The organism is Roseibium album (genome assembly GCF_965233825.1).
Classification (GTDB): Bacteria; Pseudomonadota; Alphaproteobacteria; order Rhizobiales; family Stappiaceae; genus Roseibium; species Roseibium album.
In genome coordinates this window covers 3,775,736-3,802,043 of record NZ_OZ247583.1, presented here as the reverse complement: position 1 = coordinate 3,802,043, position 26,308 = coordinate 3,775,736, and the positions used below count along the sequence as shown (strand labels likewise).

The following is a 26,308-nucleotide window of genomic DNA, read 5'->3' as shown; positions in this document are numbered from 1 at the left end:
CACCAATTCGGAGCAAATTAAATTCCTGAAACCGGAGATTGGCAATGCCGCCTGCAGCCAAAAAGACCGCAGTCCAATGGCCCAAACTCAGCGGCCCGCACATCTGTATGGGCGCAGGGCAGCAGGCCCTTGATCTGGCGCGCAAGGGCCTCTTGAGCGCCGCGGAGATGAGAGGCGGAAGTCTCAGTCAAGCCGAGATAGCGACGGTCTTCGAATTCATCGCCGCTTCGCAGAACCTCTTCGACATTTATCGTTCGAATTACGAAGCATGTGGTCAGATACACAAGAAACAACCCTTTGTCGGCGCGAACAAAGACTTCTTTGCAATGTCCGTCTTGCGCTTCCTCTGTTTCGACATCGTCAGGAAGGTTTTCGACAGACAGATCGCGCGAACGGACGATAATTGGGAAATCGAATTTCTGCACGCGTTCAGCCTGTATATCTGTCAAACGAGCAATGCAGGTTTTGTCGAGGATCTTTCTTCCGCCTATCGCCTGCTTGCGAAGGAGCACGGCAATTCAATCACCGCAGTCACGATTGCAAATGACAAGACCATTCGTGAGATCGTTGCCCGCGCGGCCGATGATTTTCCCTCCGATCATACCGACTTCGTGAACTTCTCGAATGCGGTCAACAAAGCGCTTTCCGACAGGTACAACAATTACGGCCCCTCTCCGATCAAGGTGTCGGAACCGCTTGTCGAAAAGTTCTTTTCTCAGCTCTGGTCGGATTCCAAACGAAATTACTTCCGCCAGATTGCGCTGGGCTGACATCGGACTGACTGACTGTCTTGTTGAGACTCAGGAAAGGCAGATCCGGATCAACTGCCCGGAATTTGATCCGGTTTTCGTAGCCGGAAGTCACCAGGCTGCCGCTGAATGACCGACAGGCAGAATTCGCCCCGGTGACCGACGATCTTCAACTTGCACCGGACTGACAGACTGACGCGTCGCTGTCCGCGCCTCGTGAACCGGTAATATCGGTTCCACGAGGACGAACCTCCGAGGGTTTCCGTCAAAGCGGCCCAAAAGATATCACGTGGAAGTTTCGCTGCCGGCTGCATCAATCATGCCGCAATACCGGGCAACTTTCTTTCTCAGGTCCAGCTCAGGACAACCTTTCCCGCCTCACCCGATTTCATTGCGGCAAAGCCGGCTTCAAAATCGTCGACGGCGAAGCGATGGGTGATCACGTTGCGTACATCCAGTCCATTTTGCAGCATCGCAATCATCTTGTACCAGGTCTCGAAGATCTCGCGCCCGTACACCCCCTTGATCGTGATCGCCTTGAAGACAATCCGTGACCAGTCAACGGGCGATTTTCCAGGCGGAATGCCCAACAACGCAATGCGACCGCCCATGACAAGGTTTTCGACCATCTGATCGAGCGCAGCCTGACTTCCGGACATTTCCAGCCCGACGTCGAAGCCTTCCCGCATTCCGAGTTTCTGTTCGATTCCCTTCAGATCTTCCCTGGCCACGTTTACCGGCACAACATCGACCACCTTTGCGGCCAGGTCCAGCCGCGCCTGGTTGATGTCGGTGATCACAACGTTGCGCGCGCCAACGTGACGGGCAACGGCAGCCGCCATGATGCCGATCGGCCCAGCTCCGGTGACCAGAACATCCTCACCGACAAGATCAAAACTCAGAGCCGTGTGAACCGCGTTTCCGAGCGGATCGAGGATTGCTCCGATTTCATCGTCGATTTCATCTGGCAATGGAACCACGTTGAAGGCAGGCAGACACAGATACTCGGCAAATGCCCCCTGCTCGTTCACACCGATCCCGCGCGTTTCCGGATCGAGATGGAACTTGCCGGCGCGTGACTGGCGGGACTGCTTGCCGATCAGGTGACCTTCTCCCGAACAACGCTGCCCGATCTCGAATTCCGTGACGTTCTTTCCAAGTTCCACGATCTCGCCGGCAAATTCATGACCGGTGATCAGGGGGACAGGCACAGTTTTCGCAGCCCAGTCGTCCCAATTCCAGATATGGATGTCGGTTCCGCAGATACCGGTCTTGTGGATCTTGATCAGAACTTCGTCCGGTCCGATCTCCGGCACCGGTGCCCGGGTCATCCAGAGCCCTTCGCGCGGCTCTAACTTGCTGAGGGCCTTCATCTGGTTGCTCATCATTCGGTCTCCCACAGATCGGTGGAAAGGTATTTCAATCCGCTGTCGCAGATGACGATGGCGACACACCCGCCCTTTTCCGGGCCTTTCAGAAGCTGAACGGCGCCGGCAAGATTTGCTCCGGCAGAGTAGCCCCCGAAGATGCCTTCCATGCGTGCCAGCAGACGGACATGTTTGCGCGCATCCTCGCCGGATACTGACAAATAGCCCGCGAGCGGAACATCGCGCAGGTGGTCGAGGTCATTCATGGCATAACCGCCTCCCTGGATAGGGTGCTCGGGTGATGTGACCGGCGAACCTGACAGGGCTTCCGCACCGGCCGGTTCCACTGCATAGGAATTCACTCCCTTTTGCACCAGGAAGCGGGTCACACCCGCCAGGGTGCCACCGGATCCGGCAAAATCACAAAACGCGGTCACCGTCCCTTCCGACTGTGCCCAGATCTCCGGACCAGTTCCGGTCTCATGCGCTTCCGGGTTGCCGAAATGACCGAACTGATCGGCCCTGAAGGCGTTGCGTTCGGCGGTTATCTCTTTTGCAACCTCATCCACCAACGCCAGATCCGCGCCGGAAACTTCACCCGGACGGCTGTTTTCAGACTGTGGAACGATGACGACTTCAGCCCCGAGAGCTCGCATCATCTTCGCGCGCTCGCTTGAGTTTCCCGCGCTCATGACGGCAACGAACGGATGTCCCAGCACGCCGCAGACAATAGCCAACCCGGTTCCCATGTTGCCGGACGTCAGTTCGACCACTGTCTGCCCGGGGCGCAGCGACCCGTTTTCGCGCGCCGCCGTCACGATCGACCGGGCCGCCCTGTCCTTCTTGGAAAAGCCGGGCAGCAGGTAGTCCAGCTTCGCGATTATCCGCCCGTCCAGATCCAGCGCCCGGCCGATCCTGGAGAGTTCAACCATCGGGGTCTGGCCGATGGTTTCAATGACCGAACCGAAAATCACGACAGGACCCCGGTCGCCTTGCCCGCCTTTGCGAATGCCTCCAGAGCGCGATCCAGATCGTTTCTTGTCAGAGCAGCGTTCATCTGGGTTCGAATTCGCGCCTGCCCACGGGGAACCACCGGAAAAAAGAAACCGGAAACATAGACCCCTTCTTCGAACAAGGCCGCTGCCATTGCCTGTGCCAGCTTCGCTTCGCCAAGCATGACCGGAATGATCGGATGCTCGCCGGGGAGAAGGTCAAAACCGAGAGTTTCCAATCCTTTGCGCCAGTAGTTCGCATTTTCGAAAAGGTTGCGGCGAAGATCGTCACCCTCTTCGACCAGGCGAATTGCTTCCAGCCCGCTCATGACGACGGCCGGCGGGAGTGAATTGGAAAAGAGGTAGGGGCGCGCACGCTGGCGAAGAAGATCGACAACAGGCTGAGGGCCGGCAATGTAGCCTCCGATACCACCGCCAAGCGCCTTGCCGAGCGTGCCTGTCAGAATATCGACATCAACACCAAAATGTGCCGGTGTCCCCTCACCCTTTGGTCCCATGAAGCCGGTAGCATGGCAGTCGTCAACCATGACCAGGGCGTCGTACTTCTGAGCAAGCGCCGTTACTTCCGGCAATTTCGCCAGGTATCCGTCCATGGAAAAAACGCCGTCGGTGGCAATCATGATGTGACGGGCCCCGCCCTCGCGCGCCTCTTTCAGTTTCGCTTCCAGATCCGTCATATCGGAATTTTGATATCGGAAGCGTCTGGCCTTGCACAAGCGGATGCCGTCAATGATCGAGGCATGATTTAGCGCGTCCGATATGATCGCGTCTTCCGGCCCCAGAAGCGGTTCGAACAAGCCTCCATTGGCATCGAAACAAGCAGCGAAAAGAATGGAGTCGTCCTTGCCCAGAAACTGTGCCAGACGCTGTTCCAGCTGACGGTGAATGTCCTGGGTGCCACAGATGAAGCGCACTGACGCCATACCGTAACCCTTGGGTTCCAGCGCCTTGCGCGCCGCTTCTTCAAGCGCCGGATGGTCCGCCAACCCAAGATAGTTGTTGGCGCACAGGTTGATGACCTCACGCCCGCCAACGGTAATCACCCCCCCTTGCGGTGAGGAGATCAGGCGTTCTTTCTTGTAGAGCCCTTCAGCCTCGATTTCCTTCAAGGTTTCGGCGATATGAGACAGAAAGGCATCAGACACGACAGGACTCCGGCAAAATGGAAATTTCATCCATTATACCGGATTTTTTTTCAAATAAAAGACGCTTCTTCCATTATGCCGGAATTCGCACCGCGTGCAGTTCGGATAGTTGCAGGAGTGGCGTCCTAGACGTTCACAACTAACAGGATCGCCCGTGCGGGCCCGCTGACGGCTTCGATGCAATGCGGCACATCGGCGGCGTATCGGGCCGTGTCACCCTTGTCGATGATGCCCTTGGCAACCCCCGAGGTCACTTCAAGACGCCCTTCCTCGGCAATCAGTTGCTCCCGGGTCCCACGCTCGTGCGGCTTGCTGTCCAGTCTGCCACCCTTGGCAAAGATGAGCTCGTAGACCTCCAGCTTTCCGGTGTCCTGTGGCGGCGAGAGTATTCGAATCTTGCATCCGTCGCCGGCACGGTCCAGCGCCGGGGTCTGGTGGTCGTGCAAGATCTCGACCCTGTCTTCCGCAGCTTCTTCCCCCAACAACCCGGCGAAGTCGACATCCAGCGCCCTTGTCAGGTTGAGCAATGTTGCAACGGTTGGATTCGACTCGCCGCGTTCAATCTGACTGACCATCGAGCGGGAAACGCCGGAGAGTTTCTCAACCGCTTCCAGTGACAGGCCTTGCGCACGCCGGGCGTTTTTCAGGCGTTCGGGAAGACGGGATAAGATGTCTGAATCTGTCATGCCGGAATAAGCCCGCGCCTTTGCAAATGAGGTCGAAATGGTGGAGGTGAATTGCCTGGATTCGAGACGCAAGCTCGCAGGAAAGCGTTCGATTTTCAAGTGCGGGCAGCATTGTAGCAGGGCAATTTCATCCCATAGCAAAGCGGCGTCAACGCGGCTTTGATTTGCGACATCAAGCCGCTAGAGCGAACGCCTAACCCGCTTATTGCGTTTTTAAGAGCCGATATTCGACGTGTCTGACACCACTTCAATCTCATTAATGAAGGTATGGCCATGGGCTCACTTCGTCGAATTTCACAATGTGCCGTTTTTTAAATGCCTGTTTCAGGACAGAAACCTGCTGATTCCACAACTGGTTCACCGCACCACTCGGCATCGTCGTTTCCGGAGTGCATCCTGTCGCATTCGGAACACATGCTGCAGTGCGCTCTCACATAGCGTGCCGTCAGTCGCCGGCGGGTACTTTACCTTGCCGGCCCAAGCCAGTTTTCAAGGACACGCCGCGGAGAAAAACCAATGGCAAGCGATATCGAAATTGCCCGTGCAGCCAAGATGAAACCGATCCAGGAGATCGGTGACCGGCTGAACATACCCAATGAATCCCTCCTGCCCTACGGCCGTACAAAAGCAAAGATTTCGGCGGAGTTCATCGAGGGCCTTGGTGGGCGCGAAAACGGCAAATTGATCCTCGTCACCGCGATCAATCCGACACCTGCCGGCGAAGGCAAGACCACGACGACTGTGGGTCTCGGCGACGGTCTCAACAAGATTGGCAAGAACGCCATGATCTGCCTGCGCGAACCGTCCCTGGGACCGTGCTTCGGCATGAAAGGCGGCGCAGCCGGCGGTGGCTATGCGCAGGTCGTCCCCATGGAAGACATCAACCTGCATTTCACGGGTGATTTCCATGCCATCACATCTGCACACAACCTCCTCTCCGCCCTGATCGAGAATCACATCTACTGGGGCAACGAACTCGGCATCGATCAGCGCCGCGTTGTCTGGCGCCGCGTGCTCGACATGAACGACCGTGCGCTGCGTTCGATAGTCTGCTCGCTCGGTGGTGTCGCCAACGGCTTCCCGCGTGAGGGCGGTTTCGACATCACGGTTGCTTCCGAGATCATGGCAATCCTCTGCCTGGCAACAGATCTGGAAGACCTGCAGACACGTCTTGGTGACATTATCGTCGCCTACCGCCGCGACCGCTCGCCGATCCGCGCACGTGACCTGGAAGCCGACGGTGCAATGACCGTGCTTTTGAAGGAAGCGCTGCAGCCGAACCTGGTCCAGACGCTGGAGAACAATCCGGCCTTTATCCATGGTGGTCCGTTCGCCAACATCGCCCATGGCTGCAACTCGGTCGTTGCGACCCAGTCAGCCCTCAAACTTGCAGACTATGTGGTCACGGAAGCCGGTTTCGGCGCTGACCTCGGTGCCGAGAAGTTCTTTGACATCAAGTGCCGCAAGGCCGGCCTTTCACCTGATGCAGTCGTGATCGTCGCCACGATCAAGGCACTGAAGATGAACGGTGGTATCGCCAAGGAAGATCTTGGAACGGAAAACGTCGATGCAGTCGCCAAGGGCTGTGCCAACCTTGGCCGCCATATCGAGAACGTCAAGCAGTTCGGCGTTCCGGCGGTCGTTGCCATCAACCACTTCACTGCTGACACGGAAGCTGAAGTCCAGGCCGTCAAGGACTACTGCGCCGATCTCGGCGTCGATGCGATCCTGGCAACGCACTGGGCCAACGGCTCTCCAGGCACGGAAGAGCTGGCGGTAAGGGTTGCAGAACTTGCTGAAAGCGGTGCGGCCCAGTTTGCTCCGCTTTACGAGGACGGACTTTCCCTGTTTGAAAAGATCGAGACCGTGGCAAAACGGATCTACCGGGCGGACGAGGTTCTTGCGGACAAGTCGGTGCGGGATCAGCTCAAGCGCTGGGAAGCTGATGGCTTCGGCGATTTGCCGGTGTGCATGGCCAAGACGCAATATTCATTCTCCACCGATCCGCAGCTTCGCGGCGCACCGACCGGCCACAGCCTGCCGGTCCGCGAAGTTCGGTTGTCGGCAGGCGCCGGTTTCATTGTCGCGATCTGCGGTGAAATCATGACCATGCCCGGTCTTCCGCGCGTGCCGTCAGCGAACCATATCCGGCTGGATGACAACGGCCAGATCGAAGGCCTGTTCTGATCTGTCCGGACCAGAGCAGTTGATTCGGGCGGGTCAATCGACCCGCCCTTTTCTATTGTGAAGATGATGGGCGGCTAGCACACTTTCATGATTGCCCGAAGCTGTTTTGTAAGGCCGAGTGCTGAAAAACTCACCACGGCCTTCGTCCCGAAGTCTGTTTCGTAAGTGATTTCAAAGCCGTTCGCACTCATCATGCCATCGATAAGGTTTGAGTAGTTCTTGTTGTAATTGTCTATTCTCAGACCGTCTTCGCCGACCAGCACGGTTCGTCCAAAAGCTTCCATCATCAAGTAAGTTCGACCTCTCACGCGCAATTGGGGAATTGTGTCCCGCTTCCAATTCCTGAGACGCACACTGATGTTGACCGAATTCCGTTTCCAGTCTGACCCGCGTATCAGAGCGACACCTGCGGGTGATGCACTGCCTGTGAAACCATCCTCGTGAATGGAGAAGGTCGATATTTCACACATGTCGTCGCTCCGGCTCTTCCAGAGACTCCAGTCTTTCGAGGCCGGTCGCTCTTCCGCATCAAAGTAGAGTTTCTGTGGCCGACGCGGTTCGCGAACGACCTGCAGTGGAATTGTCTTCGCCTTTTCGAACAACTCGGAATTCACGTAACCGTTGACGGTCAAACCAAATCTGCCCTGAATCCGCTTCAAGATTGCGGTGATCTTCACAACCCAAGTTCAGGTTCTCGAAAGCCGATTTGGCATTGTTGCCTGCCATGTGAGCACTCTGGCTCGATCGTCCTGCAGCACTGCGCAGCACCTCGACCTGGTCGCTGGTTAAAAACCCCGTTGCCGCGGCTCCGATTGCCCTTTGAAACTCCGCAACTGCATGGATTGTGCCTTTTCGCAATAGAAAATCCGGTATTTCAAGATCTTCGTTCGCATAGCCGAGCTGCCGCAAGGCGCGATAGACCTCTTGCTTTTCTTCCAGACCCAGCCCGAAGCCGGAAAAGGCCTGGCGCGCACGCCCAATTTCTTTTGCTTCAATCTGTTGAGCTTCGATCGGTTCTGCTTCCGGCGTATTCACCTCGGCGTGAACATGGAGTTCCGAATACCCAAAGAGAAAAAATACGAGCATTGCCAGATACGTCGATCTCATTCCTTAAATCCGATTTTGATACAAGACACGCTGAACACAACTCTTAATAGTGAAGTTTCCGGCAATCAACAAAGCTGTTCAACTCACGATCAACTCTTCGGCTGTCGCGTAAGCGACTAGCCGTGTCGCATTGGAGATATCGGCGAATCTGCCTTAAGGCATAACATTTTAGGTAGATTAGAGTTACTTGCGCCCAGTTGGAGCTGCCCATGTCCGATGAAGAAGATATCGATCTCGCGTCTCTCTCCGACGACGAGCTTGTCGAGCAGATGCATGACGACCTATATGACGGCCTTCAGGACGAGATCCTCGAAGCCGTGAACATTCTCCTTGAGCGCGGCTGGGTGCCTTATGACGTCCTGACCAAGGCACTCGTTGAAGGCATGCGGATCGTAGGCGTCGATTTCCGGGACGGTATCCTGTTCGTACCGGAAGTTCTGCTGTCGGCCAATGCGATGAAGGCCGGAATGAGCATCCTGCGCCCGTTGCTTGCTGAAACCGGTGCACCGAAAGTCGGCAAGATGGTCATCGGAACGGTGAAGGGCGATATTCATGATATCGGCAAGAACCTCGTCTCCATGATGATGGAAGGCGCCGGCTTCGAAGTCATCGATATCGGCATCAACAACCCGGTCGAGAATTACCTGGCCGCGCTCGAAGAGCACCAGCCGGAAATCCTGGGCATGTCCGCCCTTCTGACCACCACCATGCCTTACATGAAAGTCGTGATCGACGAGATGAAGGCGAAAGGCATCCGTGACGACTACATCGTGCTTGTCGGCGGTGCACCGCTGAACGAGGAATTCGGTGAAGCTGTGGGAGCGGACGGGTATTGCCGCGATGCAGCCGTCGCGGTGGAAATGGCAAAAGACCTGATCGCCCGCCGTCACAACCAACTCGCCTCCAAAGGCTGAGACGGTGTTTGAAGGGGCTGCCGACATGCATACCGGCGAGCCTCTTTTTCCGTTCGAGACAGATCAGGACGCAAACAACAAGATCGGCCGCGTCCTGATCATCGCTTGCGGTGCGCTCGCACGTGAGATTGTCGCCATTCGTGATCTGAATGGCCTCGACCATATCGACCTCACCTGCCTGCCGGCCAAGCTGCACAACACACCGGACAAGATACCCGACGAGGTCCGTCGCGCTATTCTGCTGAACCAGGACGTTTATTCCGAAATCCTCATCGGCTACGGCGACTGTGGAACCGGTGGCCTTCTTGACAAGGTGCTGGAGGAAACCGGCGCCAAACGCATCGAAGGAGCGCACTGCTACGCGTTCTTTTCCGGCCTTGAAGAATTCGAAAAAATTTCAGAGGAAGAACTCGGCACATTTTATCTGACCGATTTCCTTGCACGCCACTTCCAGACAATGGTCATCGAACCGCTCGGTCTCGACTGGCATCCGCATCTCAGGGACATGTATTTCGCCCACTACAAGCGGCTCGTCTATCTCGCACAGACGGACAATCCGAAACTTGAAACAGCTGCCCGCGAGGCCGCCGAGAGGCTCCAGCTGGAATTTGAAATCCGCCGAACAGGATACGGGATGCTTTCGACCTTTCTCGGCGGCACGAACGAACCTTGATACGGCTCATTGGACAGGTCGGTTTTCAGCACGCTCATGCCGCTATCAGGCGACCTGAAAATAGTGACTTCCGGCAAACATGCTCTCAGAGGAAAGAGAGAAAATGGCGCAGAAAATTTTCGTTTTTTGGCGTGATATCCCGGCGCAGATCCTGGTGAAAAAGGGACGCAAGTCGGCGCGCCGAGAATTGCCTGCCATGTTCATGGAGGCCATTGATGCCTGTGCCATGCGCGTCGGAGCCAAGGACAGCGAAGCTTACATGGCCGAATGGCGCCGAAGCGATCCCGTCGAGGTCTCTGACGACCTGGAGACGGAGGCGGAAACGGCATTGAGCGAATTGCTCGCCGCCTATCCGAAAGACCGATTGAAAACCCTTCTTGCAAGTGGAGGCACCGAGAATGACTGAGCAGCGCCTGTTGGCCAATGGGCGCCTCGCCGCCTCCACCGAGATGTCACCGAAACAGGTGGTCGAAAAATCCGAGGTTCTGGTGAACATTCCCACCGGCACACAGGTTTATGTGACCGACCTGGGCAACGCTTCGGAAGACATGATTGTCCAGGCGACGCGCACGCTGACGGACCGCAATCTCATTGCCGTGCCGCACATGGCCGCGCGTCGCTATCCGTCTCTCGAGGCTTTCGAACGCAGGATCACACGCCTGACACAGGAAGGTGGTGCGACCGAAGTACTGGCGATTGCCGGCGAAGCTGAAAAGGCCGGTCCGCTGACCTCGTCGGTTGCCCTGCTTGAGACCGGTCTGTTCGACAAACTCGGCATCCGGAAAATTGCGGTCGCAGGTCATCCTGAAGGCGCTCCCGACATCAAGCCGGATGCAATCAGGTCCTTCTTGATGCGCAAACACGAACTGGCTGCCGAAAGCGATGCGGACTTCCGGATCGTGACGCAGTTCGGCTTCGACCCGCACCGCGTCAGCCTCTGGCTGGACGAGCTGCGTGATTGGGGAAATGCCTTCCCCGTTCACATTGGCGTCGCAGGGCCGGCCAAGATGACGACACTTCTGAAATACGCCGCGTTTGCGGGTGTCGAAAACTCTCTGAACTTTCTGAAGAAACGCGGTGGTGCGGTGGTCTCCATGCTGGCCGGGTACGATCCGAACACAATGGTGGAGCCACTGGAGACACGTGTCACCAGCCAACCGGGAGCACAGCTCGAGCAGATCCACGTCTATCCTTTTGGTGGGATCCAGAAAACCGCGGACTGGCTGCACGGCCGCGGGAGCTGGTCCTTTCAACCCTCATCATCCCTGACTGCCAACGAGAGCGCCTAAATGACACGCACAGTCGTCGCATCCGCCACAAAGGAAATCATCATCGGTTTCGACCAACCGTTCTGCGTAATCGGCGAGCGGATCAATCCGACCGGACGCAAGAAACTGGCGGCCGAGATGGTTGAGGGCAACTTCGAAACGGTGAAGGCCGATGCCCTGGCACAGGTCGCCGCCGGCGCCACAATGCTTGACATCAACGCGGGAGTGACCGCTGTCAACCCGAACGAAACCGAGCCCCCGCTTCTGGTTAAAACCCTTGAGATAGTTCAAGGACTTACAGACATTCCTTTGTCTATCGATTCATCCGTAACCGAAGCCATCAAGGCCGGTCTTGAAACGGCCAAGGGCCGTCCGCTGGTAAATTCGGTGACAGGTGAGGAAGAAAAGCTCGAGGCAATCCTGCCGCTGATCAAGAAATACGATGTTCCCGTGGTTGCCATTTCGAACGACGAAACGGGTATTTCGGAAGATCCGGATGTCCGCTTCGCGGTAGCCAAGAAGATCGTGGAACGTGCCGCCGATTTCGGCATCCCTGCGCACGATATTGTCGTCGACCCACTCGTCATGCCGATCGGTGCCATGGGAACGGCCGGACTCCAGGTCTTCAAGCTGTTGCGTCGTCTACGCGACGAGTTGAAGGTCAACACGACTTGCGGCCTGTCCAACGTTTCCTTCGGCCTGCCGCACCGGCACGGCATCAACGCCGGCTTCATCCCGATGGTAATCGGTGCCGGCATGACGTCGGCAATTATGAACCCGTGCCGCCCGCAGGAAATGGAAGCGGTTCGTGCCGCCAACGTGCTGAACGGGACTGACCCGAACTGCCAGGAATGGATCATGACATACCGGGATCACAAGCCAGCCGCCGCAGGTGCAACGGCAGCACCGGCGGAAGGTGGTGCCCCTTCCGGTGGACGCCGGAGAGGAGGCCGTGCAGCGCGGCTTTCTGCAGGCTGAAGGGTTCGATACAAATCGGGACGGCTTCACTGTCCTGCCTGAAACAGCTGAAACGCCTCAATCCCCTTCCCCTTTTTCCGGGGAGGGGTTTTGTGCTCAGTGACCACGATATGCAGGAGATGTCCAAGACGGACGTTTTGAACTGCCGGATGTCCCAGACAGATATTTGAAGCGCTCATGACCGAAGACAGCAAAACAGCAAAAGTCGTTTTCCAGCCAAGTGGCCGGCGAGGTACATTTACCGTCGGAACTCCGCTTCTGGATGCGGCCCGGTCCCTGGGTGTCTATGTCGAATCCGTCTGTGGCGGGCGCGGTATTTGCGGTCGCTGCCAGGTGGCCGTCTCGGAAGGCACTTTTGCCAAGGAGAACCTGACAAGCGTCGCCGATAACCTTGAAGGTGCGACAGAGGCGGAAACACGTTACGCGACCCTGCGCAATCTGCCTGCCGACCGGCGCCTGTCCTGCCAGGCAAGGATTCTGGGCGACCTGGTCATCGACATCCCGACGGATGCTCAGACAAATCGCCAGGTGGTGCGCAAACGCGCCGAGGCCAAGCATATCGACGCTGACAGCGCCGTTACGCTCGTGACGGTCTCGATCGTCGAACCGGACATGGAAACGCCGCGCGGGGATATCGACCGTCTGCGGGAAGCGATTGCAGCAGAAACCGGAATTGGCGATCTCATAGTTGATCCGCTGCTGTTGCCCCGAGTGCAAACTATCTTGCGGTCCGGGAAATGGACCGTAACTGCGGCAGTTTATGTCGATGCGTCCATTCAACCGACTGTCACCGCACTGTGGCCGGGGAAAAAAAACGCCGTTTACGGCCTTGCCGTCGATATCGGTTCGACAACCATCGCTGCCCATCTGTGCAACCTCAGGAATGGCCGCACCGTCTCGTCTGCCGGAACTTCCAATCCGCAGATCCGGTTCGGTGAAGACCTTATGTCACGGGTGTCCTATGTGCAGATGAACCCCTCCAAGCTTCCCGATCTGACCAAAGCAGTGCGTGATGCCATCAACTCGCTGATCGGCAAGCTTGTTGGAGATGTCGGCGCTGAACGGTCAGATGTTATGGACGCAACGTTCGTCGGCAACCCGGTGATGCACCATCTCTTTCTCGGCATCGATCCGGTTGAGCTTGGTGGCGCCCCGTTTGCGCTGGCTGCTTCCGACGCAATGGTGTTGCCTGCCCGCGACCTCGATCTGGAACTCAATCCGGGTGCGCGCGTCTACATGTTGCCGTGTATTGCCGGTCATGTCGGTGCGGATGCCGCTGCCGCAACGCTCTCCGAAAGTCCTTACAGCCACGACGAGATCACGCTGCTTGTCGACGTCGGTACGAATGCCGAGATCGTTCTCGGAAACAAGGACCGGTTGCTGGCAGCCTCCTCACCGACCGGTCCGGCATTTGAAGGAGCCGAAATCTCATCGGGTCAACGCGCCGCTCCCGGTGCGATTGAACGCCTTCGCATCGACAAGGAAACACTTGAACCCCGTTTCAAGGTGATCGGCGTTGACGAATGGTCGGACGAGGAAGGATTTTCGGAAAAAATAGACAGTGTCGGTGTCACAGGCATCTGCGGCTCGGGCATTATCGAAGCTGTCGCAGAGATGTATCTTGCCGGACTGATCACCGAGAATGGTGTCATCGATGGGTCCATGGCCGAGCGAACACAGCGCATCAGGTCCAATGGACGTACCTTTTCCTATGTCATCGCAGACGAGAACATCGAGATTTCGATCCTGCAGACGGATATCCGTGCCATCCAGCTGGCGAAAGGTGCGCTCTACGCCGGTGTGAAACTTCTTCAGGACAAGCTCGGCACTTACGCGCTGGAGCGAATTCGCCTTGCAGGTGCATTCGGCAGCTATATCGATCCCAAATACGCGATGATCCTCGGCCTCATTCCCGATTGCCCGCTCGAAGGCGTTTCCGGGGTTGGCAATGCAGCCGGAACGGGAGCGCGCATGGCATTGTTGAATCGGGGACACAGGCGCGAAATCGAACAAACGGTTCGTGACATCGAGAAGATCGAGACTGCCCTGGAACCGAAATTCCAGGAACATTTCGTCAATGCCATGGCGCTGCCGAACAAGGTTGACCAATTCCCGAACCTCAGGTCCGCAATCGAATTGCCCGAGAGCAAGGAACAGCCAACCACCGATGCCTCAGGGGGTGAGCGACGCCGTCGGCGTCGCAGGGGATAGGCAACTGTACCCGGCTCGAATGAGGTGACCCTTTGCGTGCGTCTTGTGAACTGACAGTATCCGAAACTCAGTGCCCGCCCGCCAACCCGGCACCGAGCTGAAATGCGGCGATGCTCACGCAAAGAACGGCGCCAGCCAGCCCCCACCAGCGGCGGCGGTAAAGAACCCCCGTGCCGTCCCGCCTGCCGAGCAGAAACAGAGACAGGTTCACAAGTGCGAAAACGCCCAGTGTGACCAGACTTGTTGTTGCCGCAAGACGGACGAGCGGGAATGCCAGTGCCAGCACAAGAATGACGCTCGCGACAAGCATCGTGGCTCTGGCAGGTGTCTGTCTCAGCGGATCAACGATCGAAAGCCACTTTGGAGCCAAGCCTTCGTTGGCCATTCCGTAAAGAACGCGACTTGCCATGACGATCTGGACGAGAATGCCGTTGATCATGGCAATCGATGCAGCGGCGGCGACAGGTTTGCCCGACAATCCGGAAACCGACTCGAAAAGCTGGGCCAGGGGCGCAGCCGACGAAACGATTGCCTGTCGATCCGCCGCCAGTGCCGCGATGACGGCCAGCAGGACATAGATGACAAGCGTAATGCCCAAAGTCAGGTAAATCGACCGGGGAACAGTCTGTTCCGGCTGAACTGTTTCCTCGCACATGTTGATAATGTCTTCGAAACCGATGAAAGCAAAAAACGCCAGCACACCGCTGGACAAAACACCGGTCAGGATCGCAGCGTTCATGCTCGGGGTCATCGTTGTAACGACGTTGCCGGGGTCACCGAGCAGCGGAAGACCGAAGAAAACCACGACAAGCAGCGTTCCCAGTTCGAGTACGGTTACTGCCGCGGCAAAGAACACGCTTTCACGGACACCGTACCAGGCGATCGCGGACAAAGCCCCGATTACCAGCACAACAAGCAATAGTTGGGGTACCGGCAGCAATTCTCGAAGATAACCGGCAAAAGCGATGGAAATAACCGCGCTGGAAACAATTCCGGTAACGACAACACCGTAACCGGCCAGGCGCGCGAAGAAGCTACCCAGGCCCTGATTGACGAAAACGGCTTCTCCGCCTGCGCGCGGATATCGCCGGATCAATGCTGCATATGAAACACCGGTGACCCCGGCAATCAGTCCTGCCAGCAGGAACGCAAGCGGGGCGCGATCTCCTGCGAGCGCCAGCACTTCACCAATGAGCGCAAAGATGCCTGCACCTATCGTGACGCCGACACCGTAAAACACCAGCCACGGCAAGGTGATAGTGCGTTTCAGATGCTGACGAGATTTTCCGGTTTCATCTGCCATCCATCCATTCTGCGTGAGCTTCTCGCGACAGCCAATAGGGCGATACACGTACCTGGATGTTCACGAGGTCCCAAAGGCCCGCGCCCGCGAACTGAATCAGGCAACCAGTTTCCTGCTACCGGAATTTGTCAGTCTTCGGCTGATGTCGTGACCGATCGCTTCTCCGTTTCGACCAACAATCGAGCTCAGATGGTTACCACGAACATCGACCCATTCGGCATTCGGCAAAAAACGATTCCAGATCAGGTACGGATCACAGTCGTGCAAAGATGCACTGCTTGCGCGGTAAAAGACGAGGTCGCCGTCGTACCGCTTTGGACTGTAGAGCCCCTTCATGCGCAGCAGTTGCCGTCCGGAAGCCAAGTATCGCGGTGTATGATCGTAACACCATTCAGGTGCGAATTCGGGGTAGATGACGGCTTTCGGGCTCACGAAACGGAACACAAACAGTTTCAGTTTCTGAAGGACCAATCGATGTAATGGAACGGGTTGCCTGGCCGTCTCTTCTGCCCCGCGCTTTCTCGAGAACCTGCGCCTTGAAGCCAACCTCCGGAGCCGCCTGCGCACCCGTTTCAGGATCATCCCTACCCAGACCCTGGCCGGCCAGGTATGCTCGCTTTGCGGCGTATCGATCAGTCCCAGGAAGCGTATGTTTTGCCCGTTTTCCCGAAGTTTTCTGGCGACTTCCAACGCTAGCAGCCCTCCAAACGAATACCCGAGCAGACTAACGCCTTCATCGATACCGGATTTCCGCAACTCGCTGCAACTGGCCTCAACTTCATGAGCGATTGTTGCTGGAGATGAACAGGGCAAGTCAAAATCCGACATGCACATTCCGTAGATCGCACCGTTGTGCGAGATCCCTTCAATGATGCTCTTGATTTCAAGAAAGCAGCTGACACCGCCTGCATAGATGACCAGCGGGTTCTGCCTGTCGCCTTTTCGGAGCTCCAGCAACTTTGGAACATTGCAGTGGTCGCCCCTGTCGATCGCCTTCGACAGATCCGAAATCGTCTTCCATCGATAGAAGGCGTTGACGTTGATCTCAATTCCGAATTCGTCGAATACACTTCGGATGAAAGTCAGCAGTTTGTTGATATTGAGTTGTTTGTTGACGTGTTCATCGCGACCGACCGGCCCACCAACGGCCTTGGAAACATGTTCCAACAATCTGTCTTCCAGACAAGAAGAGCCTTGCATTTCTGAAACCGGTTTTCCGGACATGTTATCAGCGTCAGTGAGTTAAAACTTAGATTGATGCGTGTATCTGAACCAGACTCTAGTCAGAAACTCGTCAAATTACTGTAAATCTCACCAATGAATCGCTGATTTTCAGTTGCATTGCGCCGGTATGTTTCGAAGTGTGTTGAAGGTACCTGATGCTCGAGAAAAGCACTGTTTGCCACTGTCTGACATCGTTTTGCGCAGTCACAAATCTTCAGGGATCCCAGAAGAACTGTTCTCGCAGCTGCTGCCAGATTTTCTCGCCAACGAGACAATCGTATGGTTCTTCAAGCGTAAACTGAACAGGCTGCACCAATGGATTGTCCGGCACATAGCCGCCGATTTCCAGAATGAGCTTCCGCCTGACCGCGTCCGGAAACTGCGCCCATTCCGTGACCGGAATGACAAAACTTGCCGGGCCACCGGTCACGCAGCGATGGTAATAGACGTCAAGATCCGGAATGTTGAACTGTGATCCCGGGCCACCGGTCGTCATCAGCGGCAGTCCGTTGATCGTTATGCCGCTTTCCACCGCAACATCACGGGCAAGCGTTACGGGAGACCCGTGATTGTTCGGGCCATCGCCGGATATATCAATGACATGGCGGTCCGCTTCGTATGGCACCTCCTCCAGCAATTCGGCCGCATGCTTGATTGCTCCTGAAATAGAGGTTCGGCGCTGACTGTAGGATTCCTGCTTCAGAATACGGTCGGCAAAGTCCCGGGCATCTTCCGGCCCTTCGATCAGGGACCAATCGACAGTTACCCTGACGTAGTTGTCGTTGGCCCATTCAAACATCATCAAGGCGATTTTCCCGTGCGCACCGAGTTCGATTGCCCGCACGACATCAGAACTGGCAACCGCGGCGGCGTAGCCCCGACGCTGGATCCTGAGTTCTTCCGGCGACATCGATCGAGAGACATCGACGGCAAGAACAAGCGCGACGTCGACCTTTTCCTGTGCAGATGCGAGTGTCTGTGTCGCCACAAAAGTGACTAACGCGCACATAAAAGACAGCTGATGAAGTGGCCTCCACATGCGGGAAGGATACCCGAATACACAAAAACCGGAAGCGTGCCGGTTTCCAGGGGCGATAAACCATCTGTGAGGACGGAAGCCGACGTCGTTCAACAGCCCCTTTCGCAGAAACGACCGGTTCAGTTATAAGACCACTGCAAACAGATTTTTCAGGAAATGGACATGTCCGAAACAGTTGCCAACGATCAAGTCGAAAAACCGATGCTCGGAACACTCCTCCACGGGGGGGTCTACCGGATCGTCATGCAGAGGCCGGAACGGATGAACGCGCTGTCGAGCGAAATGATGTCGGCGCTTTCTGGAGAGCTCTCCAGGGCCGCAGAAGACCCTGCGGTCCGGGTTATTCTCATTGGCTCGGAAGGCAAGGTATTCTGCGCAGGCCATGACCTGAAGGAACTGACCGCAGCACGCGCTGAGAGCGACGGAGGCAAGGCGACTTACGAGCGGATCATGCGTCAATGCTCAGATCTGATGCAGCAGATCGTTCGTCTGCCGAAGCCGGTGATCGCGGTCGTGACCGGGGTCGCAACGGCGGCCGGCTGCCAGCTTGTTGCGTCCTGCGACCTAGCCATCGCAACTGACACGGCGACCTTCTGCACGCCAGGTGTCAATATCGGACTCTTCTGCTCAACACCCATGGTTGCCCTTTCGCGCAATGTCGCACCGAAACAGGCGATGGAAATGCTTCTCACAGGCGAAAGTATCGATGCTTCCACTGCCAAGGAATTCGGCCTGATCAACAGGATCATACCTGCGGACTACCTTGACCAGGTCGTCCAGAAATACGCCGAGGTGATCGCCTCCAAATCCGCTCGAACGCTGAAAATCGGTAAAGAGGCCTTCTATCGCCAACTCGAGATGCCGTTGTCGGATGCCTATGATTTCGCCGCCCAGACAATGGTCGACAACATGTTGGCGCGGGACGCAGAGGAAGGCATTTCAGCGTTCCTGCAAAAGCGCAAACCGGAATGGACGGATAGTTGACCAACTTTCTCCGTTTCACCTCCATTCACGAAAATCTTGAATGACACAGACCGGATATTCAGGCCGTCCCCTGTCGAGAAAACTGGGTTTGAAACCGGGCATGACCTGCTGGCGGGCCGAAATGCCGGAGGACATTGCCGATTTACTGAACGCGCAGGAACCAGGACAACTTGTCATGGCGTCCCCTGCCCCGATGCTTGATTGCGCACATGTTTTCGTTCGCGAAAAAGACGTGCTTTCTATCCATCTTGCTGACCTCAGAGATCTGCTTGCGCCCGATGGCATGATTTGGGTTTCCTGGCCCAAAAAGTCCAGCAAGATGCCGACAACCGTTACAGAAGACGTGATCCGTGACATTTGCCTGCCGATGGGGCTTGTCGATGTAAAAGTTTGCGCGGTCGATACGGTCTGGTCCGGGCTCAAGCTCGTGATCCGCAAGGAACTGCGCGCGGAGCAGAAGAAGAAGCTGGCCGTCCAGGCCAGCCGCTCAGCCGGGAACCAGTCAGGTCAGAGCAACGGCAAATAAATTTCAGAAACCGTTTCGTGCTCCGGGACATCCGGGAAAAACTTCAGGCGTTTTACGAACAGCGGGAAGTCGCGCAACTGTTCCCCACTTTGCGGAAGCCAGTCCCGATAGAGGAACCTGATCGCGTTTTCCGCAAAGTCGAGTGATCCCATATGCGACAGGACGGCACACCGTCCTCCGGGGATTATGGACGATCTGATGCCATAGCCGTTTTCGGGGACCGGACCGGCGACTTCGCAGCAAAACCCGAAGCGGTAGTCGCAGGGAGCAACCGCTTTCGGGTCATCATACAGAATGTTGAACGTTGCATGTTCCACCGGTGGCAGGTTGTTCTCCCTGCGCCAGGATATGAAACGCTGGACGGACCTCGAAAGCCCCGACTGCGGTCCCCTGTGCTCAAGTATGGCGATCCGGGTCTCCGGGAATTCCCGGACGTTGACGTTGTCAGGATCAGGTGTATCTGTCGGCATGAACCGGCCTTTCAACTCTGTAAGTGGATTGAAGGTTTCCTGCCAGATGTCCCAATTTGGATTTGCCCTGAAGTCAGATGGAGTTTGTCCGAACGCGCGTTTGAAGGCCCTGGAAAAGCTTTCAAGGTTCTCATATCCAGCGTCATAGGCGATGTCGGTGACCGGTTCCTCCGATCTGTAGACAAGTTGGTTCCCAGCACGTTTCATGAGCAAGTGACGTCGATATTCGGCGACACTCATGCCCAGGAAAGCCGAAAACTGACGCTGGAAATGAAATCGTGAAAATGCGGCTGCCTCGGCAAGCCTTGTGATGTTCAAGGGCCGATCCAGGGAATGATCAATTTCATCGAGCACCCTCCCAAATCTTCGCTGCATGTCGCACTTCACTGTTCTCGTTCCATTCGAACTCATCTGGCAGGCTCCTGCCTAGAATGCCCGCACGTCTTCCGCCTGACCGTGAATGCTCTTTCGAAACTGTGACTGGATAGCGCATCTGAAAGGCTTGCAGGCCGGACCCGTTTCGCATTGGATAGCGCGGCACTGACGAGGGTCCTCATTTCATGAATCACGACGACTATTCCGACGCCTACATCAAGGGCATCCTGGACGAGGTGAATACGGTTGCCATGATCGGTGCAAGCGCCAACACCGTGCGCCCATCGTATTTTGTACTGAAGTACCTCTTGTCAAAGGGATACGACGTCTGGCCGATCAATCCGGGTCAGGCCGGGAAGGAAATCCTGGGGCAAACCGCCTATGGATCGCTCGATGCCCTTCCGGACACCCCGGACATGGTCGACATATTCCGAAATTCCGAAGCTGCCGCCCAGATCATCGACCAGATCCTGGAAGGCGGTAAGCTGCCGAAGGTGATCTGGATGCAACTCATCGTCCGCCATGATGAGGCTGCTCGGCGTGCGGAAGACGCCGGAATCAAGGTTGTCATGAACCGTTGCCCGAAGATTGAATATGGCAGGCTTTCAGGCGAAATCGGCTGGGCAGGTGTCAATTCCAAAACACTTTCGTCGAAACGTCCTACGCTCAAATCCGGTTTTCAGCATCGCGGTCTGACCGGTAAAACGAGAGGGTAAGAGAGCTGACCCCGGTCGTGACAGCCGACATTTCACTTAACCCGTTGACATCGATATTCTAATGAGCGCGGCCAAATAGAAAAATCCTGCTTTGACCTCGCCCCTGCCTTCGGTCAAACTGCCCGCAATTCCAACAGGGAGGTGATTTATGAGCGATAATATTCCCGGGTTTTCCACGCTGGCCATTCATGCAGGCGCAGCACCCGATCCGTCCACGGGCGCGCGCGCCACACCAATTTACCAGACCACATCCTTTGTCTTCGACGATGTCGACCATGCGGCCTCCCTGTTCGGTCTGCAGGCCTTCGGTAACATCTACACGCGAATCACCAATCCGACGACCGCCGTTCTGGAAGAACGCGTCGCGGCTCTGGAGGGCGGCACCGCAGCTCTCGCGACGGCGTCCGGGCACTCTGCCCAGCTTCTTTGCTTCCACACCATGATGAAGCCCGGCGACAACATCGTCGCGGCAAACAAGCTTTACGGCGGCTCCATCAACCAGCTCAATCACTCCTTCAAGAGCTTTGGCTGGAGCGTGAAATGGGCCGATCCGGACGATCTCAACACGTTCGAAGCCGCGATAGACGACAATACCAAGGCGATCTTTATCGAGAGCCTCGCCAATCCCGGCGGTATCGTCATGGATATCGAAGCAATCTCCAGGCTCGCCAAGGCCAAGGGCATTCCGCTGGTCGTCGACAACACGATGGCAACACCGTATCTGTGCCGGCCGATCGAACACGGCGCCGATATCGTTCTTCATTCGCTGACCAAATTCATGGGGGGGCACGGCAACTCCATGGGCGGCATCATCGTCGACGGCGGAAGCTTCGACTGGTCGGCAGGTGGCAGGTATCCTCTCCTGTCCGAGCCGCGCCCGGAGTATCAGGGCATCGTCTTGCATGAGACTTTCGGCAATTTCGCATTTGCGATCGCCTGCCGGGTTCTGGGCCTGCGCGATCTCGGCCCTGCCATTTCGCCGTTCAATTCCTTCATGATCCTGACGGGTATCGAAACACTGCCGCTCCGCATGCAGCGGCACTCGGATAACGCCAAGAAGGTAGCCCTTCATCTTTCGGGACACGACAAGGTCAAGTGGGTGTCGTACGCGGCGCTGCCGGAAGACAGGCACCATGCCCTTCAGCAGAAATACATGCCAAAGGGCGCCGGTGCGGTGTTCACATTCGGCGTTGAAGGCGGCTATGACGCAGGCGTTGCGCTGGTGTCGAAAGTGGAACTGTTCTCGCATCTTGCCAATATCGGCGACACGCGCAGCCTTATCATTCACCCGGCCTCGACGACGCACCGCCAGCTCACCGACGAGCAGAAAACCGCGGCCGGTGCGGGACCGGACGTTGTCCGGCTTTCTGTCGGGCTCGAAGAAGTGGAAGACATCATTGCCGATCTTGATCAGGCGCTGTCCGGCTGATCACGCGTGCGCCATGAAAACGAATGCCCGCCACAGGCGGGCATTTTTTTGACTAGCCCCGGATCGGGAAGGCGCCCTTCAGCACGGCAAGGTGATCGACGGCCGCAGCCAGGACAATGACCGCAAAACCCTGGTGAACCAACGCGACAGACAGCGGAACGTGCCAGACCAGGGTCAGGACGCCGAATACCGCCTGGAGGAAAATGAAGGCGCCGATGTGAGCTCCGGCACGCCGGAGTTCCCTGCGCTGGCTCGCCCTGAATGTTGCCCACGTCAGCCATAGTCCGAGGGCGACCAGCAGATAGGCCGTTATCCTGTGCTGAAACTGGACCGTCAGGACGTTTTCGAAGAAGTTCAGCCAGACGGGTTTCATCATCAGAAGACCACCTGGAACGAGTTGACCGTCCATCAAGGGCCAGGTGTTGAACGTCAGCCCGGCGTTGAGGCCAGCGACCAGTCCGCCCAGGAATATCTGAACAATGACGACACCCAGAACCAGTTTGCTGAGCACACCCAGGCGGGTTTGTTCGCCCGGCACCGGATCTTTCAGGGGAGATAATCGACGTGCCAGCCAGAAAAGATAGGCGAAGATTATCAGCGCTAGCGTCAGATGCACCGCAAGGCGATACTGGCTGACATCGACACGATCGACCAGTCCGGAAGCTACCATCCACCAGCCGACAAATCCCTGCAGCCCCCCCAGCGCGAGCGCCGTCAGGAGACGTGGTTTCAGCCAGGGTTCGACACGCCCCGCCGCCCAGAAGACAACCATCGGAACAAAAAAGGCAACGCCGATAAAGCGCCCCAGAAGCCTGTGCCCCCACTCCCACCAGAATATGAATTTGAATTCATCAAGGCTCATACCCTTGTTGATGAGCTGGTATTCGGGGATCTGCCGGTACTTTTCGAGCTCTTCTTCCCATTCCACTTCGCTGAGAGGCGGGATCACCCCATGGATTGGCTTCCATTCGGTAATCGAGAGGCCGGATTCCGTTAGGCGGGTCGCGCCGCCGACAACGACCATTACGAGGATCAGCAGACAGACGAAATAGAGCCACCAGCGGATCATGGCCCTGCTGCGCCTGATCCGTTCCAGTTTCGCCGGCAGGATCTGTGTGTCCCCTGCCCTTGCACTGTCTGCAAATGCGTTCATGAAGCCATTCCGGTTATACCCGCAGTCGATTTGACCTTTGGTCTGCGGAGATATAGGTGCAGGAACAACACGGCAAGCGGTCTGAGACATTTTGTGTCAATCGGTGTCCCGTGCCGCGTTGGTCACTAAAAAACGGAAACTCGCTGCGATGGTTCCCTCGTTTCGCAAATTCATTGGAATGGTGCTTCTGGTCGTCTTTGTTGTCGTCTACGCGTTCACGGCAATGGTGATCGGTGACCTGACCCTGCAACAGTCATCAAATCTGGTGCGGTTTGCCTATTTCGCGATCGCGGGACTGCTTTGGGTCATCCCCGCTGGTGCAATTATCTGGTGGATGGAAAAAAGCGGGAAAAACCGGACCTGACACCAAATCCGGAGGCTGCCCATCGAGCTGCCCGGTAGAGCGCAAAAGGCGCGCCGGTCAGATATTGATCGACGATCGCCGGATCCTGAAACCGGCCGTTCAGCGAGACCCGAGGAAGCATCATCGGGTCTCGAGCGTTGACCGATTGCAAAACGCCGGGAAGCGTCGTAACCGATGAAGAAAAGCCGATATCACGAAGAATGTCGGCATCGCGCAGGCTGACCGCATGAGACTTGCCATAGGGATAAGCGAAGTGCTTTTGCCGGCGCCCCAGTTCCTTCTCCAGAAGTTTCATGCCCTTGGTGACGTCGGCACGTGCAGATGAACTGTCTAGTCTCGCCAGGGCGTAATGACTGTGGGTATGTGCCCCGATGGTTACCAGCGGATCGGATGCCAACTCGCGCACTTCATCCCAGTTCATCATCTGTGCATCTGCCAGCGCAGCCAGATCAACACCGTATTTTTCCGACAATGCCCTGACGATTTTTCTTTGATCCAGTTCGCCAACTTCCAGTGTCAGATAGTCAACGATGCGCTCGAAACAGGTATTCTTTTCGGCAGTGGTGCTGCAGGAAATACCGTTTTGTTCGCCGGCCTGCGTGAACACGACTTCTTCGTTTTCCGCAATAATCTCCTCAAGTGCGAGCCACCAGAGTTCTGTTGTCCGTTCAACCAGGCCAGTCGTCACGAAAACCGTGAACGGAGCCTGCAACTCCTTCAAGATGGGATAAGCAACTTCAAGATTGTCCCGGTAACCGTCGTCGAACGTCAGCACCGCGTATCGATGATGCCCGTATCCCGATTTCAGAAGATCAACCGCCTCGTCCAGAGAAATGATCTCATAGCCATTGGCACGGATGCGCTCGACAGCCAGGCGCAGGAATTCGGGCGTGATTTCCAGATGCGCATTGGGCTGAAAGTCGCCGGTTCGCGCCGGGCGCACGTGGTGCATCATGAACACCGCGCCGCATCCCTGGGTCAGAGGCGCCATCATGCGTCCGATCCCGGATCCCTTCAGAACCCTGAATGCACGCGAAACTGCTTTCTGACGTATGCCCATTCGGCCGCAATGCCCACTCATAAACTATGCACCAGTAAGGCACGTATTCTTTAACAATTGTTGCTAAGTCTATCGGGACAAAAACATCTCGGCCAGCACAACCATGAGCTTTTGTCGATGATCGTTTAAAATGGATTACCCGAATGTCACCGACAGCCGCAACCGCTTTGAAACCAGCACCGGACACCGAACCGACGCCAGATGCGGCATCGCTCGACTTCTCGATCCACTCAGATTTGCAGGAAGCGGCAGCGGAGTGGCGAGAGCTCATTTCCTCTGGTTTCGGCAACCCGTATCAGTCTCCTGAATGGCTCGACGCATGGATCAAAACGCTGGGTGCCGAACGCCATGTCGAGCCTGTCGTCGTGGTCGGGCGGTTCGGGGACAAACCGGTCGTGGTTTTGCCCTTTGGCCTGGAACGGGCAGCAGGAACGACATCGCTTTCCTTCCTCGGACATGAACATGGCAATCAGAACACCGGCATCTGGGATCCGCGGTTTTATGCGGAGGTCCCGGACGTGCAGATTGCCGCGTTGCTGAAAGATGTCTGCCACAGACACCAAGCAGACATGCTGGTCTTGCAGAATGTTCCTGAAGACTGGAAAGGACGGAAACACCCTCTCGTCCTTGCGGTGGCAACACCCAGTCCAAGCCCCATTTTCGTGCGCAACCTGTCGGCGGACTTCGACACGCTCTTCCGGGACACACACAGCAAATCCTCGCGAAAGAACCTCCTCAGAAAACAAAGGCATCTGCAGTCGGTCGACGGCTACAAGGTGATCAAGGCCGAGAGCGAACAGGATTTGAGACGTGCGCTTGATGCGTTTCTGGAACAGCGTTCCACGCGGGCGCGGGAAGCAGGCATCCCAAATGTCTTTTCGTCCCGGACCGCGCGGCGCTTTCTCGAAATGGTTCTCGGACTGGAAGCCGGCAATGAAACGTCAGCGCCACTGGATCTCTGGTTTCTGGAAGCTGATGGTAAAATTCGCTCCACCTATCTGTGCGTACGACATGGCGGAACTGTTTACGCCTATAGCAACAGTGTCGCTCACGACGAGTTGTTGGCGAACAGTCCGGGTCTGGTCCTGATCAAGGAGATCATCGAGCAGGCCTGTGCTGACGAGGGAATTTCCGTTCTCGACCTCGGACTTGGTGAGGAACGCTATAAAACAGCCTGGGCCGAACCGGTTCTTCTCAAGGACAGCCGCCTTGCAATGTCATTCAGGGGAAGCATCAGGAAAAACGCTGAAACGCTTCGTCTTCAGGCAAAGACCGCTGTCAGGAATTCCAAGGTCCTGTGGCCGCTGGTCAAACGGTTACGCAAATGGACATCGTCGGTCAGTCAATCCTGACCATGTCGCAGTGTC

At 56.5% G+C, this 26,308-nt stretch carries 26 protein-coding genes; 14 read left to right on the top strand and 12 right to left on the bottom strand.

Features of this window, described 5'->3' with window-relative positions; translation table 11 throughout:
* The first annotated feature begins 44 nt into the window (after positions 1–44).
* Complete coding sequence (locus ACO6TI_RS17325) at positions 45–770, top strand: hypothetical protein (protein WP_422382966.1); 726 nt, start codon at positions 45–47, stop codon at positions 768–770.
* Positions 771–1,096: 326 nt separating this feature from the next.
* On the opposite strand, the gene tdh is transcribed toward ACO6TI_RS17325, so the two are convergent.
* The 4 genes from tdh to ACO6TI_RS17305 form a co-directional block, all read right to left on the bottom strand.
* Positions 1,097–2,134, bottom strand: a complete 1,038-nt coding sequence (gene tdh, locus ACO6TI_RS17320) for an L-threonine 3-dehydrogenase (RefSeq protein WP_196878807.1) — start codon at positions 2,132–2,134, stop codon at positions 1,097–1,099.
* The gene (locus ACO6TI_RS17315; RefSeq protein ID WP_196892968.1) at positions 2,134–3,090 is read right to left on the bottom strand and encodes a PLP-dependent cysteine synthase family protein; all 957 of its coding nucleotides are present in this window, start codon (positions 3,088–3,090) and stop codon (positions 2,134–2,136) included. Before ACO6TI_RS17315 ends, tdh begins: the two co-directional genes overlap by 1 nt.
* Positions 3,087–4,274 carry a glycine C-acetyltransferase gene (locus tag ACO6TI_RS17310; protein WP_422382965.1) on the bottom strand — a complete coding sequence of 396 codons (1,188 nt, stop codon included), beginning with the start codon at positions 4,272–4,274 and terminating at the stop codon, positions 3,087–3,089. Before ACO6TI_RS17310 ends, ACO6TI_RS17315 begins: the two co-directional genes overlap by 4 nt.
* Before the next feature lie 125 nt (positions 4,275–4,399).
* Positions 4,400–4,960 carry a helix-turn-helix domain-containing protein gene (locus tag ACO6TI_RS17305; protein WP_029062348.1) on the bottom strand — a complete coding sequence of 187 codons (561 nt, stop codon included), beginning with the start codon at positions 4,958–4,960 and terminating at the stop codon, positions 4,400–4,402.
* A 516-nt stretch (positions 4,961–5,476) separates the two neighbouring features.
* Between ACO6TI_RS17305 and ACO6TI_RS17300 the strand changes: the two genes are divergently transcribed.
* Positions 5,477–7,147 carry a formate--tetrahydrofolate ligase gene (locus ACO6TI_RS17300; RefSeq protein WP_422382964.1) on the top strand — a complete coding sequence of 557 codons (1,671 nt, stop codon included), beginning with the start codon at positions 5,477–5,479 and terminating at the stop codon, positions 7,145–7,147.
* A 74-nt stretch (positions 7,148–7,221) separates the two neighbouring features.
* Here ACO6TI_RS17300 and ACO6TI_RS17295 read toward each other — a convergent pair whose 3' ends face one another.
* Together ACO6TI_RS17295 and ACO6TI_RS17290 are read right to left on the bottom strand one after the other, a co-directional pair.
* A complete protein-coding gene (locus ACO6TI_RS17295; RefSeq protein WP_422382963.1) occupies positions 7,222–7,617 on the bottom strand; it encodes a hypothetical protein in 396 nt (131 codons plus the stop codon).
* A gap of 58 nt (positions 7,618–7,675) precedes the next feature.
* Complete coding sequence (locus tag ACO6TI_RS17290; protein WP_196998570.1) at positions 7,676–8,254, bottom strand: hypothetical protein; 579 nt, start codon at positions 8,252–8,254, stop codon at positions 7,676–7,678.
* A 209-nt stretch (positions 8,255–8,463) separates the two neighbouring features.
* Here ACO6TI_RS17290 and ACO6TI_RS17285 point away from each other — a divergent pair, with 209 nt between their 5' ends.
* The 6 genes from ACO6TI_RS17285 (at position 8,464) to ACO6TI_RS17260 (ending at position 14,298) form a co-directional block, all read left to right on the top strand.
* Positions 8,464–9,168 carry a corrinoid protein gene (locus ACO6TI_RS17285; protein WP_055118764.1) on the top strand — a complete coding sequence of 235 codons (705 nt, stop codon included), beginning with the start codon at positions 8,464–8,466 and terminating at the stop codon, positions 9,166–9,168.
* 25 nt (positions 9,169–9,193) lie between these two features.
* The gene (locus ACO6TI_RS17280; protein ID WP_196998569.1) at positions 9,194–9,841 is read left to right on the top strand and encodes a DUF1638 domain-containing protein; all 648 of its coding nucleotides are present in this window, start codon (positions 9,194–9,196) and stop codon (positions 9,839–9,841) included.
* A 103-nt stretch (positions 9,842–9,944) separates the two neighbouring features.
* Positions 9,945–10,247, top strand: coding sequence for a virulence factor (locus ACO6TI_RS17275; protein ID WP_055118768.1), 303 nt, complete (start codon positions 9,945–9,947; stop codon positions 10,245–10,247).
* On the top strand, positions 10,240–11,130 hold the full coding sequence (locus ACO6TI_RS17270) for a methylenetetrahydrofolate reductase (RefSeq protein WP_055118770.1): 891 nt from the start codon (positions 10,240–10,242) through the stop codon (positions 11,128–11,130). The genes ACO6TI_RS17275 and ACO6TI_RS17270 overlap by 8 nt, the downstream gene beginning before the upstream one ends.
* Positions 11,131–12,087 (top strand): methyltetrahydrofolate cobalamin methyltransferase, encoded by a 957-nt coding sequence (locus tag ACO6TI_RS17265; protein WP_196914810.1) that lies wholly within the window; start codon positions 11,131–11,133, stop codon positions 12,085–12,087.
* A 177-nt stretch (positions 12,088–12,264) separates the two neighbouring features.
* Positions 12,265–14,298, top strand: coding sequence for an ASKHA domain-containing protein (locus tag ACO6TI_RS17260; protein WP_422382962.1), 2,034 nt, complete (start codon positions 12,265–12,267; stop codon positions 14,296–14,298).
* 67 nt (positions 14,299–14,365) lie between these two features.
* Here ACO6TI_RS17260 and ACO6TI_RS17255 read toward each other — a convergent pair whose 3' ends face one another.
* From ACO6TI_RS17255 to ACO6TI_RS17245, 3 genes are all read right to left on the bottom strand, one after another.
* Positions 14,366–15,601: an APC family permease gene (locus ACO6TI_RS17255; RefSeq protein ID WP_422382961.1), complete on the bottom strand. Its 1,236-nt coding sequence runs from the start codon at positions 15,599–15,601 to the stop codon at positions 14,366–14,368.
* 96 nt (positions 15,602–15,697) lie between these two features.
* Positions 15,698–16,771 carry a thioesterase domain-containing protein gene (locus ACO6TI_RS17250; protein WP_422382960.1) on the bottom strand — a complete coding sequence of 358 codons (1,074 nt, stop codon included), beginning with the start codon at positions 16,769–16,771 and terminating at the stop codon, positions 15,698–15,700.
* A 268-nt stretch (positions 16,772–17,039) separates the two neighbouring features.
* Positions 17,040–17,813, bottom strand: a complete 774-nt coding sequence (locus ACO6TI_RS17245) for a DUF1194 domain-containing protein (RefSeq protein ID WP_321205662.1) — start codon at positions 17,811–17,813, stop codon at positions 17,040–17,042.
* A 213-nt stretch (positions 17,814–18,026) separates the two neighbouring features.
* On the opposite strand from ACO6TI_RS17245, the gene ACO6TI_RS17240 reads away from it, so the two are divergent.
* Both ACO6TI_RS17240 and ACO6TI_RS17235 read left to right on the top strand, forming a co-directional pair.
* The gene (locus ACO6TI_RS17240) at positions 18,027–18,848 is read left to right on the top strand and encodes an enoyl-CoA hydratase (protein ID WP_422382959.1); all 822 of its coding nucleotides are present in this window, start codon (positions 18,027–18,029) and stop codon (positions 18,846–18,848) included.
* Positions 18,849–18,888: 40 nt separating this feature from the next.
* Positions 18,889–19,374: a DUF3052 family protein gene (locus ACO6TI_RS17235; protein WP_422382958.1), complete on the top strand. Its 486-nt coding sequence runs from the start codon at positions 18,889–18,891 to the stop codon at positions 19,372–19,374.
* Here the strand turns inward: ACO6TI_RS17235 and ACO6TI_RS17230 are convergent.
* Positions 19,356–20,219, bottom strand: coding sequence for an AraC family transcriptional regulator (locus tag ACO6TI_RS17230; RefSeq protein ID WP_422382957.1), 864 nt, complete (start codon positions 20,217–20,219; stop codon positions 19,356–19,358). The two genes, ACO6TI_RS17235 and ACO6TI_RS17230, sit on opposite strands and share 19 nt — an antisense overlap.
* A 185-nt stretch (positions 20,220–20,404) precedes the next feature.
* On the opposite strand from ACO6TI_RS17230, the gene ACO6TI_RS17225 reads away from it, so the two are divergent.
* Both ACO6TI_RS17225 and ACO6TI_RS17220 read left to right on the top strand, forming a co-directional pair.
* Positions 20,405–20,935, top strand: coding sequence for a CoA-binding protein (locus ACO6TI_RS17225; RefSeq protein ID WP_422382956.1), 531 nt, complete (start codon positions 20,405–20,407; stop codon positions 20,933–20,935).
* Positions 20,936–21,083: 148 nt separating this feature from the next.
* Positions 21,084–22,364 (top strand): O-acetylhomoserine aminocarboxypropyltransferase, encoded by a 1,281-nt coding sequence (locus ACO6TI_RS17220; RefSeq protein WP_055118785.1) that lies wholly within the window; start codon positions 21,084–21,086, stop codon positions 22,362–22,364.
* A gap of 52 nt (positions 22,365–22,416) precedes the next feature.
* On the opposite strand, the gene ACO6TI_RS17215 is transcribed toward ACO6TI_RS17220, so the two are convergent.
* Entirely contained in the window at positions 22,417–23,517 is a 1,101-nt protein-coding gene (locus ACO6TI_RS17215) for a COX15/CtaA family protein (protein WP_196892992.1), read from the bottom strand.
* 148 nt (positions 23,518–23,665) lie between these two features.
* Here ACO6TI_RS17215 and ACO6TI_RS17210 point away from each other — a divergent pair, with 148 nt between their 5' ends.
* Positions 23,666–23,881: a DUF2842 domain-containing protein gene (locus tag ACO6TI_RS17210; RefSeq protein WP_055118790.1), complete on the top strand. Its 216-nt coding sequence runs from the start codon at positions 23,666–23,668 to the stop codon at positions 23,879–23,881.
* Here the strand turns inward: ACO6TI_RS17210 and ACO6TI_RS17205 are convergent.
* Positions 23,841–24,875 carry a polysaccharide deacetylase family protein gene (locus ACO6TI_RS17205; protein ID WP_208992812.1) on the bottom strand — a complete coding sequence of 345 codons (1,035 nt, stop codon included), beginning with the start codon at positions 24,873–24,875 and terminating at the stop codon, positions 23,841–23,843. The two genes, ACO6TI_RS17210 and ACO6TI_RS17205, sit on opposite strands and share 41 nt — an antisense overlap.
* A 209-nt stretch (positions 24,876–25,084) precedes the next feature.
* Between ACO6TI_RS17205 and ACO6TI_RS17200 the strand changes: the two genes are divergently transcribed.
* Positions 25,085–26,293: a GNAT family N-acetyltransferase gene (locus ACO6TI_RS17200; RefSeq protein ID WP_422382955.1), complete on the top strand. Its 1,209-nt coding sequence runs from the start codon at positions 25,085–25,087 to the stop codon at positions 26,291–26,293.
* Positions 26,294–26,308: the final 15 nt, after the last annotated feature.

Coding starts and splice junctions, on each gene's coding strand:
- ACO6TI_RS17270 (WP_055118770.1), top strand. CDS start 10,240: ATGACTGAGCAGCGCCTGTTGGCCAATGGGCGCCTCGCCGCCTCCACC.
- ACO6TI_RS17260 (WP_422382962.1), top strand. CDS start 12,265: ATGACCGAAGACAGCAAAACAGCAAAAGTCGTTTTCCAGCCAAGTGGC.
- ACO6TI_RS17240 (WP_422382959.1), top strand. CDS start 18,027: ATGTCCGAAACAGTTGCCAACGATCAAGTCGAAAAACCGATGCTCGGA.
- ACO6TI_RS17205 (WP_208992812.1), bottom strand. CDS start 24,875: ATGATGGCGCCTCTGACCCAGGGATGCGGCGCGGTGTTCATGATGCAC.
- ACO6TI_RS17235 (WP_422382958.1), top strand. CDS start 18,889: ATGACACAGACCGGATATTCAGGCCGTCCCCTGTCGAGAAAACTGGGT.
- ACO6TI_RS17220 (WP_055118785.1), top strand. CDS start 21,084: ATGAGCGATAATATTCCCGGGTTTTCCACGCTGGCCATTCATGCAGGC.
- ACO6TI_RS17290 (WP_196998570.1), bottom strand. CDS start 8,254: ATGAGATCGACGTATCTGGCAATGCTCGTATTTTTTCTCTTTGGGTAT.
- ACO6TI_RS17305 (WP_029062348.1), bottom strand. CDS start 4,960: ATGACAGATTCAGACATCTTATCCCGTCTTCCCGAACGCCTGAAAAAC.
- ACO6TI_RS17325 (WP_422382966.1), top strand. CDS start 45: ATGCCGCCTGCAGCCAAAAAGACCGCAGTCCAATGGCCCAAACTCAGC.
- tdh (WP_196878807.1), bottom strand. CDS start 2,134: ATGAGCAACCAGATGAAGGCCCTCAGCAAGTTAGAGCCGCGCGAAGGG.
- ACO6TI_RS17215 (WP_196892992.1), bottom strand. CDS start 23,517: ATGAACGCATTTGCAGACAGTGCAAGGGCAGGGGACACACAGATCCTG.
- ACO6TI_RS17265 (WP_196914810.1), top strand. CDS start 11,131: ATGACACGCACAGTCGTCGCATCCGCCACAAAGGAAATCATCATCGGT.
- ACO6TI_RS17210 (WP_055118790.1), top strand. CDS start 23,666: ATGGTTCCCTCGTTTCGCAAATTCATTGGAATGGTGCTTCTGGTCGTC.
- ACO6TI_RS17295 (WP_422382963.1), bottom strand. CDS start 7,617: ATGTGTGAAATATCGACCTTCTCCATTCACGAGGATGGTTTCACAGGC.
- ACO6TI_RS17275 (WP_055118768.1), top strand. CDS start 9,945: ATGGCGCAGAAAATTTTCGTTTTTTGGCGTGATATCCCGGCGCAGATC.
- ACO6TI_RS17280 (WP_196998569.1), top strand. CDS start 9,194: ATGCATACCGGCGAGCCTCTTTTTCCGTTCGAGACAGATCAGGACGCA.
- ACO6TI_RS17225 (WP_422382956.1), top strand. CDS start 20,405: ATGAATCACGACGACTATTCCGACGCCTACATCAAGGGCATCCTGGAC.
- ACO6TI_RS17285 (WP_055118764.1), top strand. CDS start 8,464: ATGTCCGATGAAGAAGATATCGATCTCGCGTCTCTCTCCGACGACGAG.
- ACO6TI_RS17300 (WP_422382964.1), top strand. CDS start 5,477: ATGGCAAGCGATATCGAAATTGCCCGTGCAGCCAAGATGAAACCGATC.
- ACO6TI_RS17230 (WP_422382957.1), bottom strand. CDS start 20,219: ATGCAGCGAAGATTTGGGAGGGTGCTCGATGAAATTGATCATTCCCTG.
- ACO6TI_RS17255 (WP_422382961.1), bottom strand. CDS start 15,601: ATGGCAGATGAAACCGGAAAATCTCGTCAGCATCTGAAACGCACTATC.
- ACO6TI_RS17200 (WP_422382955.1), top strand. CDS start 25,085: ATGTCACCGACAGCCGCAACCGCTTTGAAACCAGCACCGGACACCGAA.